We start from the raw sequence: 16845 nt of genomic DNA on the forward strand, positions 1-16845 counted from the left end.
GATCAGATGTGGATGGCGCGCTTCTCGACCGCCATGGCGGCCTCCTTGACGGCTTCCGACATCGTGGGATGGGCGTGGCAGGTGCGCGCCAAATCTTCGGACGAGCCGCCGAATTCCATCAGCAAGGTCGCTTCCTGGATCAGTTCGCCGGCGACCGACGAGATCATGTGAACGCCAAGCACGCGGTCGGTTTCGGCATCGGCCAGCACCTTGACGAACCCATCGGGGTGGCGCGTCGCACGGGCACGACCATTAGCCGTGTAAGGGAACTTCCCGACCTTATAGGCGACACCCGCCGCCGTCAGATCTTCCTCGGTCGCACCGACCGACGCGACTTCCGGCATGGTGTAGACGACCGACGGGATCGCGGCGTAGTTCACGTGCCCCGCCTGGCCGGCCAGGATTTCGGCGACCGCGATCCCTTCGTCCTCGGCTTTGTGGGCCAGCATCGGGCCACGCACGACATCCCCGATGGCATAGATGCCCGCCACATTGGTGGCGAAATGATCGTCGATCACCACGCGGCCGCGATCCATCGCGACACCGGCGTCATCGCAGCCGAGGCCGTCTGTGTTCGGACGACGACCGATCGCCACCAGAACCACATCGGCATCGATCGTCTGCGCGTCTCCGCCATCCGCCGGCGCAAAAGAGACGGTCGCGCCACGCTCGTTCGAGCCTTCCGGCTTCAGCGTCACGCCCGACACCTTCTGGCCGAGATGGAACGTGATGCCCTGCTTGGCCTGGATGCGCTGGAATTGCTTGGCGGTCTCGGCATCCATACCGGGCAAGATGCGATCGAGATATTCGATCACGGTGACCTCGGCCCCGAGGCGGCGCCAGACCGAGCCGAGTTCGAGCCCGATGACGCCGGCCCCGATCACCACCATGGTCTTCGGTACACCATCGAGAACGAGCGCTCCGGTCGAGGACACAATCGTCTTCTCGTCGATGGTGACGCCCGGCAGCGGCGTGACGCTGGAGCCGGTCGCGATCACGATCGCCTTGGTGTCGAGGGTCGTCACGGTGCCGTCCTCGGCCGTGACCTCGACGGATCCGGCACCCTTGAGGCGGCCGGTGCCGATCACACTGTCGACTTTGTTCTTCTTGAACAGAAAGGCGACGCCGCTGACGTTCGACGCCACTGTGTCGTCGCGATGCTTCGACATGGCAGCCCAATCGAGCTGCGGCGGCGGCGTCACGATGCCGAGCGGCGCGAATTCGTGGGCGGCCGCCTCGAACATTTCCGACGCATAGAGCAAGGCTTTCGAGGGAATGCAGCCGATGTTGAGGCAGGTGCCCCCAAACGTCTTGTTCTTTTCGACCACCGCGACTTTGAGGCCGAGTTGGGCCGCACGAATGGCGCACACATAGCCGCCCGGGCCAGTGCCGATGACAACGAGATCGTAGGACATGAGTTGGATCTGCCTGAACGTTCTGAGCGGTCTCGGGAGGCGAGGCCGGAAGGACACATGCGCCGCAAACGGGCGCGAGCATGAGCCCCAGGGCGGGGCGCAGCCCTCATATACGCGAAAGCCGCGTCAGGTTTTAGGTGGGGACGGGTCGAATTCTGATGGTTCGAAGTCACGGTGCGTGCCACAGAACTCGCAGGTCACGCCGATCAGCCCGCTTGCACCGACCATGTCGTGTCGCTCGGTCGGCGTGAAGCTCTTCAGCATGGCCGCGATGCGGTCGTTCGAGCAGCGGCACGAATCGCGCAAATCATGCGGGTCAAAGACTGTCACGCCACGCTCATGGAACAGCCGATAGAGCAGCCGCTCGCTTGAGAGCAGCGGATCGACCAGTTCGTGATCCTCGATCGTGCCCGACAGCGCCTTCGCCTCGGCCCACGCATCATCGTCGGCTAACGGCTCGGGCACGCTACCACCCGGTGCATCGCCAGGCGGCAGATCGGATTGGCGACGGCGATCTTCCGATTGCGGCAGGAACTGAACCAGGAAACCGCCCGCCCGCCAGGCTGTGCCCTCGCCTGTGACGCTCTGGGCGACCGCGAGACGGACGACGGTCGGGATCTGCTCGGACTGCTTGAAATATTGGTCGGCAGCGGCTTCGAGCCCCTGCCCTTCGAGCGGAACGATGCCTTGATAGCGGCTCTGCTCGCCGCCTTGCTCGATCGTTAGCGCGAGATGGCCCTGACCAAGCAATTCGGCCGATGACAGCCGGCCGTCGGCCTCCGTCAGTCGATCCGCATCGAACCGCGCGAAAGCGCGCAAGCGATCCGGCGCATCGAAATCCACCACCAGCATATCGACGATGCCATCGGTCCGCGTCTGCAGCTGGAATCGTCCATCGAATTTGAGAGACGTGCCAAGCAATGCCGTAAGCGCTGTCGCCTCGCCGACGAGCCGCGCCACCGGCTCGGGATAGCCATGCTTGCGGAGGATCTGGTCCACCGACGGACCGAGCCGCACGACGCGACCGCGTACGTCCAGCGGCGTCACGGTAAATGGTAAAGCGATATCATCCCTTCCGCTATCGGACACGGGACGCGTTTCGGCCGGCGCCATGGTCATGCTGGGACGACCCGTGACGCATGGCTGGCCCCGATCGACGGGACGGCGCCGAGGCACCAGGCCAGAATGCCCTTCTGGGCATGGAGGCGGTTCTCGGCTTCGTCGAACACCACCGACTGCGGCCCGTCGATCACCTCGTCGGTTACCTCTTCGCCGCGATGCGCCGGGAGGCAATGCATGAAGATGGCGTCCTTCGCGGCCGCGGCCATCAGCTTGGCATTGACCTGATACGGCGCAAGCAGATTATGACGGTGGCTCTCGTCTTCGTCACCCATCGACACCCAGCAATCCGAAATGACCGCCGACGCGTTGCGGACGGCCTCGAACGGGTCGTTCATCACCGAGAGCGCTGCGCCTTCCCGACGGGCCCACTCGACCAGTTCCGTCGAGGGAGCGAGTTCGGGCGGTGTCGCGACGTTGATGGCGAAATCGAACTGCTTGGCCGCATGCACCCAGCTCGCCAACACGTTATTGGCGTCGCCGCTCCACGCCACGGTTCGACCCTTGATGGGTCCGCGATGCTCCTCGAACGTCATGACATCGGCCATGACCTGACAGGGATGCGACGTTTTGGTCAGCCCGTTGATGACCGGCACGGTCGCATGAGCCGCAAATTCGGCGAGGTCCGCCTCGTCGAGAATACGCAGCATCACCGCATCGACATAACGCGATAGCACACGGGCCGTATCGGCGATCGTCTCGCCGCGCCCAAGCTGCATTTCGGCACCAGTCAGCATGATGGTCTCACCGCCGAGCTCCCGCATACCGACGTCGAAGGAGATGCGGGTGCGGGTCGAGGGTTTGTCGAACACCATCGCCAGCACCTTGCCATCGAGCGGGCGCTGCTTGTCGAACCGGCCCTCGCGGGCGCGGCGGTGCTTCATCGCCGAGGCGAAATCCAACACGGCGCGCAGCTCTTCGGCCGGGATGTCGTTGAGGTCGAGAAAATGCTGCGCGCTCTTGCCTGCGTCCATCACGCGGCTCCCTTCGGCTCGGCCATTTCGAGATCGAGCATGGTGGCTTCGATATCCGAACAGGCCGCATCCATGCGCCGGACCGCTTCGGCGATCTCGGCATCCGTCACGATCATCGGCGGCAACAGCCGCACCACATTGTCACCGGCCGCGATCGTCAACAGGTGACGGGCTCGCGCCGCCTTGACGAAATCGACGTTGGGAACCCGCATCTTCAAACCCATCAGCAGCCCGACGCCACGCACCTCCCCGACGACACGGGGATGGCGGTCTTGAAGTTCCGCCAGCCGCTGCTTCAGCGCCAGTCCGGCCTGTTTCACGCGATCGAGAAACGCCGGTTCCAGCACCACGTCGAGCACGGCGTTGCCGACGCTCATGGCGAGCGGATTGCCCCCGAACGTGCTGCCATGCGTCCCGACCGTCATGCCCCTGGCGGCCTCGCGCGTCGCCAGACACGCGCCCATGGGAAAGCCGCCGCCGATGCCCTTGGCGACCGACATGATATCCGGCTCGATCCCGCTCTGCTCATAGGCGAAAAAATTGCCCGAGCGGCCGACGCCGGTCTGCACTTCGTCGAGGATCAGCAGCAAACCGTGACTGTCGCACAAGGCCCTGAGATCCCGCAGCATCTGGGCCGGCACGACGCGCACGCCGCCCTCGCCCTGCACCGGCTCGATCAACATGGCAGCCGTTTCCGGGCCGATGGCGGCCTTGAGGGCAGCCTCGTCCCCAAACGGCACCTGATCGAACCCATCGACCTTCGGCCCAAACCCGTCGATATATTTCTGCTGTCCACCGGCCGCGATCGTCGCGAGGGTCCGGCCATGAAAGGCGCCCTCGAAGGTGATGATGCGGAACCGCTCGGGATGGCCTCCGGCCGCATGGTATTTGCGCGCCATCTTGATCGAGGCCTCGTTCGCCTCTGCGCCGGAATTGGTGAAGAACACCACATCGGCGAAGGTCGCCCCGGTAAGGCGCTCGGCCAGCCGCTCGCCGTCCGGAATACGGTAGAGATTAGAGGTGTGCCAAATCTTGCCGGCCTGTCCGACCAAAGCCGCGACGAGATGCGGATGCGAATGACCGAGGCCGGTCACCGCGACGCCACTGCCGAAATCGAGATAGCGCTCCCCATCCGTCGACGTCAGCCAAGCGCCGTCTCCCCGCTCGAAGCTTAGTTCCGCTCTGGCATAGGTGGGCAGGATGACTGAAAGCACGGCTGGACGCTCCATTTGATGATCCAGAGATCGAAAGACCCCTGAGCCATGCCGCAAAAACCAATTTGCCGCCCGAGAGGACGGCAAAATGCTAGTCGGCATGATTACGGGTTTCACCTAGCGCCGTCAAACCTTTGTTCGCGCTCGGATTAATTCAAAAATCCCGGAGACTTGGCGGTCTTCGGCCCGCAGCCGACTGTTGAAAACTACAATGAAGTCACGCGGACTCTTGCGCCCGATTCGCGCCTCGGTATAGATTCTTGACAGCCGCATACGGGTTATGCGGCCACGTAAAAACAATCCCGAATAATTGCGTTGCGTGACATCGGCGTGAGCCGGTGCGGAGTCTGATTCTCTTTTTCCGTGCGTAATCAACCACAGGAGAGGCCATGTCCTGGAATGATGAACGCGTAGAACTCTTGAGCAAATTGTGGCTCGAAGGGCGAAGCGCAAGCCAGATCGCAGCAGAACTGGGTCTCGGCGTCACGCGAAACGCTGTGATCGGTAAAGTGCATCGGCTCGGCCTGTCGGGTCGCGCCAAGATCGCGGCGCCAGCCGCGACACAGGGACGCTTGCGTCCCAAGGCACCGCAAAAGGCGGAGCAGGATCGCATGCCCTCGCCCTTGACGGCCCAGCCGCTGGTCGAGCCGGAACCCGAGACCGAGACCGTCGCGGCGCCCGTTGCCACGCCGATCGCCGATGTGGTCATACCGTTTTCGACCCGGGTCACGATCATGGACCTGCGCGAAAGCATGTGCCGCTGGCCGATCGGCGATCCAGCCAGCGCTGAGTTCCGCTATTGTGGATCGAAGTCGGCGCTCGGGCCCTACTGCATGGACCATGCGCGTCTCGCGTTCCAACCAACGCAGGAACGCCGTCGCGTCGAACGCTTCGCTCGCATCGCCTGAGCCCGCGCGTCGGCTGCGCTCTCGGTTCGTTTGCGGCACATACGAACCGAAGGCGCCGTTCGACACGACATCAGCCTGACGCGTGTCACGACAAACCGTGTGCCGGTATTTTGGCCGAAATCTTTTTCGGCTAGAACCGGCGCATGACCGACCCGATCCGGACAAATGTGACCGAAGCCGACGCCAGCGCGGACCATGCGCGGCTGGTGGCCGAGATCGCGGGGCACGACAAAGCCTATCATCAGGACGACGCGCCGACGATCTCGGACGCGGATTACGATGCTTTGCGCCGCCGCCTTGTCGCATTGCAGACCGCATTTCCGGCCTTGCAGCCGCCGCCCGACGAGCGGGTTGGTGCAGCGCCGTCGGAAAAATTTGCCAAGGTTCGCCATAAAGTTCCGATGCTGTCGCTCGGCAACGTCTTCGCGGACGACGAGGTGACGGATTTTGTGGCGCGCGTTCGCCGCTTTCTCGGTCTCGCAGCGGACGCACCGCTTCCGATCACGGCCGAGCCGAAGATCGACGGACTGTCTTGCGCCTTGCGCTACGAACAGGGTGTGCTGGTTCTGGCGGCCACCCGGGGCGACGGATATGAGGGCGAGGATGTCACGGCCAATATCCGAACCGTTAAGGCGATCCCCAAGCGGCTGACGGGTCGCAACGTCCCACCCGTCTGCGAAGTGCGTGGCGAGATCTTCCTGACCAAGGAGGATTTTGCGGCCTTGAACCACCGCCAGGCCGAGGCCGGCAAGCCCACCTTCGCCAATCCGCGCAATTCGGCCGCAGGCTCGCTGCGCCAACTCGATCCCGCGATCACGGCGGACCGACCGCTCAAATTCTTCGCCTATGCCTGGGGCGAAATGACGTCGCTTCCCGCCCCGACCCAGAGCGGCATGGTGGCGGCCTTTCGCCGATGGGGTCTGCCGACCAATCCGCTGACGGCGGTTTGCGCCTCCGCCGACGACCTCATCGCGCATTATCGGGCCATCGAAACCCAGCGTGCGACGCTGCCCTATGACATCGATGGCGTCGTCTACAAGGTCGACGATCTCGCCCTGCAAGGCCGGCTCGGCTTCGTGTCGCGCGCACCGCGCTGGGCGGTTGCGCATAAATTTCCGGCGGAGCGCGCCACGACGCGGCTTGAGGCGATCGACATCCAGGTCGGCCGCACTGGCTCTCTGACGCCGGTCGCCCGGCTACACCCCGTGACGGTCGGCGGTGTCGTGGTGGTGAATGCCACGCTGCATAACGAGGATGAGATCGCTCGCAAGGATGTGCGGATCGGCGACATCGTCGCGGTGCAGCGGGCCGGCGACGTCATCCCGCAGATCATCGGACCTATCCTGACCAAGGGCGAGGCGCGCGGCGAGCCGTTCGACTTCCCCAAAACCTGCCCGGCTTGCGGTTCGGCCGCCTTGCAAGAGATCGACCCGAAAACGGGGGTCGCCGACGTTGTCCGCCGCTGCACGGGGGGCTTGATCTGCCCGGCCCAGGCGGTCGAGCGTCTGAAACACTTCTGTTCCCGGAACGCGCTCGACATCGAAGGGCTCGGCGACAAGCAGATCGAACTCTTCTACGGCGAAGGACTGATCCGCACGCCGGCCGACATCTTCACTCTGGCGACACGCGACAAGGCGTCTCTCACTAGCCTGTCGGAGCGGCCGGGCTTCGGCAAGACCTCGGTCAAGAACCTGTTTGCGGCCATCGACGAGCGTCGGCGCATTCCGGTCAATCGTTTCATCTATGCGCTCGGAATCCGCCACGTCGGTGAGACCAACGCCCGGCGGCTGGCGCGGCACTGCGGCAGCTTCGATGCACTTCGTGCCTTGGCCGCGAGCGCCATCGAGCCGGGCTCGGAGGCATGGGCAGAATTGCGCGATATCGAGGGGCTGGGCGACGTGGTGGCGCAAGCCCTGGCCGACTTTTTCGCCGAGCCGCATAATCAAACCGTGGTCGATGCGCTCCTGGCCGAAGTAACCCCCGAGCCGATGGAAGCTGTCGCCTCGCAAAGCCCGGTGGCGGGCAAGACGATCGTGTTCACCGGCGGCCTCGAAAAGATGACGCGCGAGGAAGCCAAAGCGCGCGCCGAAGCGCTGGGCGCGAAAGTCTCAGGGTCGGTATCCAGAAAAACCACGCTGGTGGTAGCCGGTCCGGGTGCGGGCTCGAAACTCGCCAAGGCGGCGGAATTCGGCATTGAGGTCATCAGCGAAGATGATTGGATCGCGCTGGCGTCGGGATGATCGCCGCAAAAGCTACATGCCTGTTTTGCGGGCCTGACACAGAATGATCGGGCTCGACAGAGCATAGGTAAATCCACTGCCCGTGTAGACGGTCTGATTGGACGTCCCCGGCTGAAGCAGGAACGAGCCTTCGACGATGCTCTGCCCATTGCTTGTGGTCATCATGGCCCAACTGAAGGTGCAGAATTGCGCCGGAGCTTCAGGATTTGTGTGGCTGCACACCAGTTGCGCGCCGCCCATCATCGCAAAACCCCCGCAAGTGAAGGCCGGCGCCGCGCCAGCCGGCACGCTCCAGATCGGCAGTTGAAGCAGCATCAACGCGAGGCCGGCGCCGGCCCGCTGGGCGGTCGTCCATGTCGATGTCATCGCGTCCGATTTCCCAAGCCACGTCACCCCTCGGTTTAGTCGATATTCGTTTCTATCGACACCATAAGCTTGTATATGATTGACGTTGCACTAAGTGGTTTACAAGTTTGTTGATGACGCAGCCGACGCGCGAGGAATGACGACATCCATGTCTACTGGGTCCGCCACAGTTGGTTTTCTGCTGCATGACATCGCTCGCATGATGAGGAAGCGCTTCGAGCAGCGCGCCTCGTCGCTAGGGTTCACGCGCTCGCAATGGCAGGTGCTGGTTCATCTCGCCAAGAACGAAGGCATTCATCAAGCGGGTCTGGCCGACATTCTGGAAGTTGAGCCGATCAGTCTCGTCCGCATTCTCGATCGCCTCGCGGCACGCGGTCTGGTGGAGCGTCGCCAGCATCCGACGGATCGTCGCATCTGGCTTCTCTACCTGACGCCGGCGGCGCATCCGAGCCTGTCGCTGCTGCGCGAGATCGGCGAGATGACGCGAGCCGAGACGCTGGCTGGGCTGCCCGACGAGGATCAGGCGCGGCTCGTCGCGATGCTCAATCGTCTCAAATCGAATCTGGTCGTTGCCTGCGCGTCTCCGGTCGACGCCAAAGAGGTCAGTCATGGTTGACGGCGCACATCCCAATATCGCGGACGATCATCTCGATCTCGTTGACCTCGATGAGCGCGTCAGCCGGCTCGAAGGTCGGAACGAGACGGCCAGTCCGGTCCCTAACGCCCTCCGCCAGGATCCGACGCCCGCCACCCCCGAGGCCCCCATGGTGGCCGAAGCCGTACCGGCCGAACCGGTCCCGCATGGCCCACCCGTCACCGAGGCACCTGTCAGTACGCCGAAGCGCAAACGACGAGTGTTGCGGCCACTGCTGTTCGCGGCTTTGCCGGTGGCGCTGATTTACGGCGGTTACGTTTACGTGACGGGCGGGCAGATCATGTCGACCGACAACGCCTATGTCGCGGCTCAACGCCTTGGTGTCTCGACCGATGTGTCGGGGACCGTGGCGGCCGTCGAGGTTCACACGAACGAACATGTCACCAAAGGCCAAGTTCTGTTCCGGCTCAAAAGCGACAGTTTCCAGATCGCGCTCGATGCTGCGGAGGCGCAACTCGGGACGGTTCGCAATCAGGTCCTGACCTTGCAGGCAAGCTACAAACAGTCCTTGTCGATGATCGATCAGGCCAAGGCCGACCTGCCGTTCTACGAAACGGCGTTCAAGCGCCAAGTCGATCTCATGAATTCGTCGGTCGCCTCGAAAGCGATCTACGACCAAGCGCAGCATGATCTCGTTGCGACACGGCAGAAGGTCTCCGTCGCGCAGGCGCAAGCGCAGGCCATGTTGGCGCAGCTCGGCACGGACGCGAACCAATCGGTCGAGCAGAACCCGTTCTACCTGCAGGCAAAGTCGGCCGTCGACAACGCCCGGCGTGACCTCAATGATACGGTCGTCAGAGCACCCTTCGACGGCATCGTCACCAATGTCGACGCCTTGCAGGTCGGCGGCTACCTCAAAGCGTCGCAAGCTGGATTCAGCCTGATCTCCGAGACCAACATGTGGGTCGACGCAAGCCCGAAGGAGACCGAACTGACCTATGTGCGGCCGGGGCAAAGCGCGAGCGTGACGGTCGACACCTATCCCGACGTCGTGTGGACCGGCACAGTTGAGAGCATCAGCCCCGCCTCGGGATCGAGCTTCTCGCTGCTCCCGGCACAGAACACGACCGGCAATTGGGTGAAGGTGGTGCAGCGCATTCCGATGCGGGTGCGTCTCGATCTCACGCCGGGCAAACCGCCGCTCCGGGTCGGCATGAGCGTCGTGGTCGATGTCGACACCGGCCATGCGCGCGGCCTACCCGATCTGATCAAGACCCTCCTCGATCGAGTCCACATCCATCATGGCTAGCGCGGCGAGCGGCAGCGGTTCGTTCACGATCGTCGCCAATCGCGGCGCCATCACGGCCTCGATCATCCTGGCCGTGATCATGCAGGCGCTCGACACGACGATCGCCAACGTGGCGCTTCCCTATATCCAAGGCAGCGTCTCGGCGAGCGCCGACCAGATCAACTGGGTGCTCACCTCCTACATCACCGCCGCCGCCATCATGACGCCGCCGTCAGGCTATTTCGCCTCGCGGTTCGGTCGCAAGCGCGTCTTGCTGGTCGCGATCGCCGGGTTCGTGGTCGCATCGGTGCTTTGCGGCATCGCTCAGTCGCTGCTGCAGATCGTCGGCTTTCGCCTGCTGCAGGGCTTCTTCGGGGCGGCCTTGGTGCCGCTTTCGCAATCGATCCTGCTCGATATCTACTCCCCCGAGGAGCGCGGCTCCGCCATGGCGGTCTTCGGCGTGTCGATCATGGTCGGGCCGGTGCTCGGCCCGGTGATCGGCGGCTGGCTGACCGATCATATCAGTTGGCGATGGGTTTTCTACATCAACGTCGGAATTGGCGCGATCGCCTTCGCGGGCGTCAGCGCCTTCGTGACCGAAACCAAACTGGATCTCGCCGGCAAGCTCGATTGGCTCGGATTCGGGACACTCAGCGTGACGATCGCGGCCTTGCAGATCTTCCTCGATCGCGGCGAGCAGCTCGATTGGTTCTCGTCCGGCGAGATCATCGTCGAAGCGCTGATCTGCGCCTGCGCGTTCTATCTGTTCCTGGTCCATACGTTCACGGCCAAAGGCAACAGCTTCGTCAAGCCGAGGCTGTTCCTCGATCGCAATTTCGCGCTCGGCATGATCTTCATCTTCATCGTCGGCGTGACCTATCTGGCCTCGATGGCGCTCATGACGCCCTACCTGCAAAGCCTCATGGGCTACCCGATCGTGACGGCCGGCCTCGTCATGGGGCCGCGCGGCATGGGAACGATGGTGTGTATGTTTGCGGTCGGCAAGCTGATCGGCAAGGTGGAGACGCGCTGGCTGCTGCTGATCGGCCTGGGCCTGACGGCCTGGGCCATGTGGGACATGACCGGCTGGACCCCCGATGTGTCGCAGGGCAGGATCGTCGTCACAGGCTTCGTACAGGGTGCCGGCCTCGGCTTTCTCTTCGTGCCGTTGTCGGTCGTGACCTTCGCGACCCTCCCGGCGTCGAGCCGTGGCGATGCGACGGGCCTTTACAATCTATCGCGCAACATCGGGTCGAGCGTCGGCATTTCGGTCGTGTCGGCGCTGCTGACCGAAAATATCCAGGTCAACCACGCCGACATCGCCAGCTACGTCACCGCCTTCAATCCAATGTTCCGCTTGCCGGCGGTGCTGCAGACGCTCAGCCCGTTCACGGCTGCGGGACGTGCGGCGCTCGATAGCGTCATCACCGAACAAGCCACGACGATCGGCTACATGGACGATTTCAAGCTCATGATGATCATGGCGCTGGCCGCCATGCCGCTGGTGTTTCTCCTCAAAAAGGCAGCTCAGCCGGCGGCGATCGACCACAGTGCCGTGATGGAATAAGGCAGGCGCCGATCAGGCTTCGGCGAGCGGCCGGGTCGCGTGCTCCAGCCAAGCTCTGACGTCCGGCTCGAGCAGCGGCGACACGATCGCCCGCACGGTCTCGTGATAGGCGTCGAGCCAGGCTCGTTCCTCCATCGTGAGCAGGCCCGCCTCGACGAGCTTGAGGTCGATCGGCGCAAACGTCAGCGTCTCGAACCCGAGCATCGGACGCTCCGCCCCTGAGATCTCCCGCAATTCGACCAACAGCAGGTTTTCGATCCGAATGCCCCAATGGCCCGCTTTGTAATAACCGGGTTCGTTGGACAGGATCATACCCTCGACCAGTGCGACCGTGCCGGTTTTGGCGATCCGCTGCGGTCCCTCATGCACCGACAGATAGGCGCCGACGCCATGGCCCGTGCCATGGTCAAAGTCGAGCCCGGCCTGCCACAGGAACTGCCGGGCGAAACTGTCGAGTTGGGCGCCCGATACGCCTTGCGGGAACACCGATCGGGCGATCGCGATATGCCCTTTGAGCACGCGGGTGAACCGATCGCGCATTTCCGCGGAGGCATCCCCCACCACCATGGTGCGGGTGATATCGGTCGTGCCGTCTTCATATTGCGCGCCGCTGTCGATCAAAAAGATGCCCTGCCCGATCGATAGGTTCGACGCCGTCGTCACGCGATAATGCGGGATGGCGGCATGCGGGCCGAAGCCGGCGATCGTCGGAAACGACACATCCTTGAGAAGCCCCGTATCGCGCCGGAAGCTCTCCAGCGCCTCGACCGCGTCAATCTCGGTCAAGCCGCCCTTTGGCGCCTCGCGATCGAACCAGGCTAGAAAGCGGACAACGGCTGCGGCATCGCGGCGATGCGCGTCGCGCGCTCCCTGCCGCTCCGCCTGTGTCTTCGCCGCCTTCATCAAGGCAATCGGATCCGCCACCATCTCGGCGCGACCGCCCGCGTCGGTGACGGCCGACTTCAACTTTTGCGGCGCCGTCGCGGCGTCGAACATCACGACACCGCCGCTGGCACCGAGCGCCGCGAGATCACCCCTCAGGCGCGTCGGCTCGACGATGTCGGCCAGAGCCTCCAAGGCATCGCGGACGCTGTTGGAAAGCTTTCGTCCATCGAGATAGAGGGTCGGGCGTCCCTCACGCGGCAGCAGCGCAAACCCAAGCGGCAGCGGTGTATGACCGACGTCATCGCCTCTGATGTTGAAGGTCCAGGCCATTGCATGCGGATCGCTGACCAACAGCGCAGCGGCGTCTTTCATCGCGCCACGAATGTCGGCGAGCTTGCCCGTGACGTCCCGTCCGGCCAGCGCATCGCGATACAGCGCGATCTGACCGAAATGCGGCGCGGAGCGATCCGCCCAGACGGCATCGATCGGATTATGGTCCAACGCCACGAGGGTCGCACCGGCTCCCGTTACCGCCTTGTCGAGCCGCTCGACCTGAGCCGGCGTGTGGAGCCATGGATCGTAGCCGAGCCGGTCCCCTTTTTTGAGATGGGTCGACAGCCATGTCTCCGGCGGGTTGTCGATCAGCGACTGCGGCGCCAACACCGTTCCGTCGACCTGATCGACGACCTGGATCGTGTAGCGTCCGTCGATGAAGATCGCGGCGCTGTCGCGCAACACGATCGCGGTCCCGGCCGAGCCGGTAAACCCGGTGAGCCACGCCAGACGCTCGGCGCAAGCGGGTACATATTCGTTCTGATGTTCGTCGGCGCGCGGCACGATGAAGCCGTCGACGCCATGGCGCGCCAAGGCGGCGCGGAGCAAGGCAACGCGCCGGCCGCCTTGTGTCGGATCGGCGGTTTCGTCAAAGGATTGGAACTGGGCTTTGGACATGCGGTCAGATTAGTGCAGGTCCAACCCAAGCGAAACGCCAATCGGCGGAAGGCGGTCACGATGCTCAACGCAATCCACCACGTTGCCCTGATCGCCTCCGACTATGAACGATCCAAGCGATTTTATAGCGAGACCCTGGGCCTGCCGATCATCCGCGAGGTGTGGCGGGAGGCGCGCCGCTCGTGGAAATGCGATCTCCAGGTCGGCTCGTCACAGATCGAGTTATTCTCGTTTCCAGAAGCCCCGCGCCGGCCCTCATGGCCGGAAGCCTGCGGGCTGCGGCACCTCGCTTTTGAGGTTGACCGGCTCGAGCCGATTATTCAGCGGCTCGACGATGCCGGCGTCACCGTCGAACCGGTTCGGATCGACGAGCACACGGGTCGGCGCTTCACCTTCTTCGCCGACCCGGATGGGCTGCCGCTGGAACTCTACGAACGATGAGCCTCTGCCCGGAGCCCGGTCGTTTCAGGATCAGCCCGGAAGCTTGTCGGCGAGGATCTCCATCTTGTGGATCTGCGGCGGTTCGGCGAAGAGGTCGCCGGCCGCTGCTTTTTCCATCAAAGCGGCGGCGACTTTGCCATTGAGATGAGCGTCGCGACCGGCTTCATCGTCGAACGTGTCGAAGATCGCGAAGGAGGACGGACCCTCCTTGATGGCGAACCAGGATCGGGTGCCGGGCTCCGCATTGACTAAAGGAACGGCGGATCGAAGAAATTCCGCGACATCGTCTTCCTTACCGGGCTTGGCTTTCAGCGGAACGTAAAGTGCAAATTTGGTCATGGCGTTGTCCTCCAAGAGACACGATGAGCATAGGGCGGTGACACGCGATTGAAAGGCGCCCCGGTCCGAGCAGCGTCTTGACGCTTGCGCCGCAACGCCGTATAGACCCGCCCTCTGGGACGTGGCGGGCTCGTGCTCGCGACATCCCTATTCACTCGATTTTCGTGGCTGATAGGTCCCGGGTCACCGGTCCTTCGCATGTTTTTGCCGGCCGCAAACAACTGTCCCGAAGGATGAAGTCCATGGCCCGCCGTTGTGAACTGACCGGCAAAGCCGTCCAAAGCGGCAATCTCGTCAGCCACTCCAATCACAAGACACGCACCCGGTTCCTCCCGAACCTGTGCAATGTCACGCTTATCTCGGAAGCTCTCGAGCGTTCGGTTCGCCTCCGTGTCGCGGCAGCTTCGCTGCGGAGTGTCGAGCATCGGGGCGGCCTCGATGCTTTTCTGATCAAGGCGGATGACAGCGAGCTGTCGCAGAACGCCCGTGTGTTGAAGCGCGAGATCAAGAAGCGGACAGCCGCTTCCGCAGCGACCGCATCGGCATCCGAAGCCGCTTGATCTGAAGCGGTTCAAATAAAACGGCCGGACGCGAGTCCGGCCGTTTTGCGTTGTTTGCGGTGCCTTACATGCTTTGGCTATTCGGCGCTTGTTGCTGCTGGCGCTGCTGATCCTGCATCCGCTGCTGGTTGGCACGATGGCGACCATAGGCGCAACCGGCCGCCGCACCGAGAAAGCCGTGATGGCCGGCGTAATGGCCCGCGATGCCGCCGACAATCGCGCCTTTGATGCATCCTTTGGCCTGAGCCTCGGTCGCCACGAAGGCCGAGCCCATCATGGCCACGACCGCAATCCATTTCATCATGACATTCCCCTGGTTATGTCCGACTGGACAACGCGCGAGCGGCTCGAAATATCCGGCCAAGGCGCAGCTTGGATTTAAGCGTCCCGCATGTCGGATAAGGCGGCCATGAGGTCCTTCGTCTGCTGATAGAGGGCCTTGTAGATCGGGAAGCGCCGATCATAAATCCTCTGCGTGCTTTCATCCGGTTGTTCGACCCGCACGGTTGCGTTCCATCGTTCGATGTCGCCCAGCACCGCATGGCCCGTAGCGACAGCCGCCAGGAACGCATCCCCGAGGCTCGCGCCCGTCGTCACCTCACGCAGAATTTGGGGATGGCCGCTCGCATCGGACACCGCCTTCAACCACACCGCATTGTTGGTGCCGCCCCCGACCGCGATGACGCGCTCCGGCGGCTGACCGACGTCGGCATAGGTCTCGGTGATGTGGCGGACCGCAAATCCGATTCCCTCGATCATGGCGCGATAGACATCCGCTCGCGTATGGGTGAGATCGAGGCCGAAAATGCAGCCCTTCGCCTTGGTGTCGTGGATGGGCGTTCGCTCACCGGAGAAATATGGCAGGACGACAAGCCCCTTCGCCCCGGGCGGGGACGTCGCGCCCTCCCGCGCCATGGTTTGCATCACCTCGGCCGGATCGATCTCACGGGCGAACTGATCGGCGAACCACCGGGTCAGGGTGCCGCTCGTCGCCAGCCCGGCCTGGCTCGCCTCGAGCCCTTCAAACAACCAGGGCGCGTACCACAGACGCGAGTCGCGCACCGGCTTGGCCGTGACCAGAATGACGAAGATGGTCGAGCCATACATCAGCATCATGTCGCCGGGGCCGGTGACCCCGACACTCACGGCTTCGGCTGCCGCATCGATGGTGCCACACAGAACCGGCGTCCCCACCGCAAGGCCGGTTTCGCGTGCGGCCTGCTCGGTGACTGTACCGGCGATCTCGCTGCTCCAGATCAGGCGTGGCAGGTAAGCGAGGTCGACGATGCCGTCGGCGAAGTCCGCGCTCCAGGCATTCGCGGCGGCATCGTAGAGCGGCGTGAACCCCGCCGCCGTAAAATGGTCCATCACATAATCGCCGGTCAGGCGATACGTGATGTAGGGCGTCGCGCTGAGAAACATCCGGGCCCTGGCGTAAAGATCCGGCCGCTTGTTCTTCAGCCACAGGATCTTGGGGCCGACCGACTGGCTCGTCAGCGCGTTGCCGCAGCGAGCCAGCAGGGTGTCGCGCCCAATCGCCGTGGTGAGCTGTTCGATCTCGTCGGCCGCGCGGGTATCGACGCCATAGAGCACGCCGTTACACAAGGGCTGTCCCGCCTCGTCGAGCGGCAGCATGCACGGCCCGATGGCGCTTGCGGCCACCGCCTTGACGTCCGATGGATCGACCCCGCTCTCGGCCAGCAGCTTGCGAGCGATGACGGTGAAATCCCCCCACCAATCCTCTTCGGCTCGATGTTCGGCCCAGCCCGGCTGCGGCACGATCATCTTGTGTGGCTGCATGGCGCGCGCGACGATGCGGCCATCCGCCGTCGTGAGGACGCCTTTCGACTCAAACGTGCCGATGTCGACACCCATGAAATAAACCATTCCGCCCTCCGTCAGCTCCGGCAGCTTTACGGCGTTCGGGTCGGCGATCCAAGCCACACGACCCCACGAGGGCCGGCAAGCCCGCATGGTAACGAC

The 16845-nt window shown here is 63.6% G+C and carries 16 protein-coding genes; 7 read left to right on the plus strand and 9 right to left on the minus strand.

Features of this window, described 5'->3' with window-relative positions:
- Positions 1-2: 2 nt before the first annotated feature.
- The 4 genes from lpdA to LGH83_RS09685 all read right to left on the minus strand — a co-directional run bounded on the left by lpdA (position 3) and on the right by LGH83_RS09685 (position 4722).
- Positions 3-1415, minus strand: coding sequence for a dihydrolipoyl dehydrogenase (gene lpdA, locus LGH83_RS09670; RefSeq protein WP_227401605.1), 1413 nt, complete (start codon positions 1413-1415; stop codon positions 3-5).
- 126 nt (positions 1416-1541) lie between these two features.
- Entirely contained in the window at positions 1542-2534 is a 993-nt protein-coding gene (locus tag LGH83_RS09675; protein WP_227401606.1) for an Hsp33 family molecular chaperone, read from the minus strand.
- The gene (argF, locus tag LGH83_RS09680; RefSeq protein WP_227401607.1) at positions 2531-3508 is read right to left on the minus strand and encodes an ornithine carbamoyltransferase; all 978 of its coding nucleotides are present in this window, start codon (positions 3506-3508) and stop codon (positions 2531-2533) included. Before argF ends, LGH83_RS09675 begins: the two co-directional genes overlap by 4 nt.
- Positions 3508-4722, minus strand: a complete 1215-nt coding sequence (locus LGH83_RS09685; protein ID WP_227401608.1) for an aspartate aminotransferase family protein — start codon at positions 4720-4722, stop codon at positions 3508-3510. The genes argF and LGH83_RS09685 overlap by 1 nt, the downstream gene beginning before the upstream one ends.
- A 389-nt stretch (positions 4723-5111) precedes the next feature.
- On the opposite strand from LGH83_RS09685, the gene LGH83_RS09690 reads away from it, so the two are divergent.
- Both LGH83_RS09690 and ligA read left to right on the plus strand, forming a co-directional pair.
- A complete protein-coding gene (locus LGH83_RS09690) occupies positions 5112-5630 on the plus strand; it encodes a GcrA family cell cycle regulator (RefSeq protein WP_227401609.1) in 519 nt (172 codons plus the stop codon).
- 143 nt (positions 5631-5773) lie between these two features.
- Positions 5774-7870, plus strand: coding sequence for an NAD-dependent DNA ligase LigA (ligA, locus tag LGH83_RS09695; RefSeq protein ID WP_227401610.1), 2097 nt, complete (start codon positions 5774-5776; stop codon positions 7868-7870).
- Positions 7871-7882: 12 nt separating this feature from the next.
- Here ligA and LGH83_RS09700 read toward each other — a convergent pair whose 3' ends face one another.
- Positions 7883-8236, minus strand: a complete 354-nt coding sequence (locus LGH83_RS09700) for a hypothetical protein (RefSeq protein WP_227401611.1) — start codon at positions 8234-8236, stop codon at positions 7883-7885.
- Positions 8237-8384: 148 nt separating this feature from the next.
- Here LGH83_RS09700 and LGH83_RS09705 point away from each other — a divergent pair, with 148 nt between their 5' ends.
- The 3 genes from LGH83_RS09705 to LGH83_RS09715 all read left to right on the plus strand — a co-directional run bounded on the left by LGH83_RS09705 (position 8385) and on the right by LGH83_RS09715 (position 11686).
- A complete protein-coding gene (locus LGH83_RS09705) occupies positions 8385-8852 on the plus strand; it encodes a MarR family winged helix-turn-helix transcriptional regulator (protein WP_227401612.1) in 468 nt (155 codons plus the stop codon).
- 148 nt (positions 8853-9000) lie between these two features.
- The gene (locus LGH83_RS09710; protein WP_227401796.1) at positions 9001-10140 is read left to right on the plus strand and encodes an HlyD family secretion protein; all 1140 of its coding nucleotides are present in this window, start codon (positions 9001-9003) and stop codon (positions 10138-10140) included.
- On the plus strand, positions 10133-11686 hold the full coding sequence (locus LGH83_RS09715) for a DHA2 family efflux MFS transporter permease subunit (protein WP_227401613.1): 1554 nt from the start codon (positions 10133-10135) through the stop codon (positions 11684-11686). Before LGH83_RS09710 ends, LGH83_RS09715 begins: the two co-directional genes overlap by 8 nt.
- 12 nt (positions 11687-11698) lie before the next feature.
- Here the strand turns inward: LGH83_RS09715 and LGH83_RS09720 are convergent, their stop codons facing one another.
- The gene (locus LGH83_RS09720; RefSeq protein ID WP_227401614.1) at positions 11699-13522 is read right to left on the minus strand and encodes an aminopeptidase P family protein; all 1824 of its coding nucleotides are present in this window, start codon (positions 13520-13522) and stop codon (positions 11699-11701) included.
- 60 nt (positions 13523-13582) lie between these two features.
- Between LGH83_RS09720 and LGH83_RS09725 the strand changes: the two genes are divergently transcribed.
- Positions 13583-13963 carry a VOC family protein gene (locus LGH83_RS09725; protein WP_227401615.1) on the plus strand — a complete coding sequence of 127 codons (381 nt, stop codon included), beginning with the start codon at positions 13583-13585 and terminating at the stop codon, positions 13961-13963.
- A gap of 30 nt (positions 13964-13993) precedes the next feature.
- Here LGH83_RS09725 and LGH83_RS09730 read toward each other — a convergent pair whose 3' ends face one another.
- Positions 13994-14302 (minus strand): putative quinol monooxygenase, encoded by a 309-nt coding sequence (locus tag LGH83_RS09730; RefSeq protein ID WP_227401616.1) that lies wholly within the window; start codon positions 14300-14302, stop codon positions 13994-13996.
- A gap of 242 nt (positions 14303-14544) precedes the next feature.
- Between LGH83_RS09730 and rpmB the strand changes: the two genes are divergently transcribed.
- Complete coding sequence (rpmB, locus tag LGH83_RS09735) at positions 14545-14862, plus strand: 50S ribosomal protein L28 (RefSeq protein WP_227401617.1); 318 nt, start codon at positions 14545-14547, stop codon at positions 14860-14862.
- Between the two features lie 64 nt (positions 14863-14926).
- On the opposite strand, the gene LGH83_RS09740 is transcribed toward rpmB, so the two are convergent.
- Complete coding sequence (locus LGH83_RS09740) at positions 14927-15163, minus strand: hypothetical protein (RefSeq protein ID WP_131119132.1); 237 nt, start codon at positions 15161-15163, stop codon at positions 14927-14929.
- A gap of 77 nt (positions 15164-15240) precedes the next feature.
- Positions 15241-16749 (minus strand): FGGY-family carbohydrate kinase, encoded by a 1509-nt coding sequence (locus LGH83_RS09745; protein WP_227401618.1) that lies wholly within the window; start codon positions 16747-16749, stop codon positions 15241-15243.
- Positions 16750-16845 lie beyond the last annotated feature (96 nt).

The organism is Lichenihabitans sp. PAMC28606, assembly GCF_020616535.1.
GTDB lineage: Bacteria > Pseudomonadota > Alphaproteobacteria > Rhizobiales > Beijerinckiaceae > Lichenihabitans > Lichenihabitans psoromatis.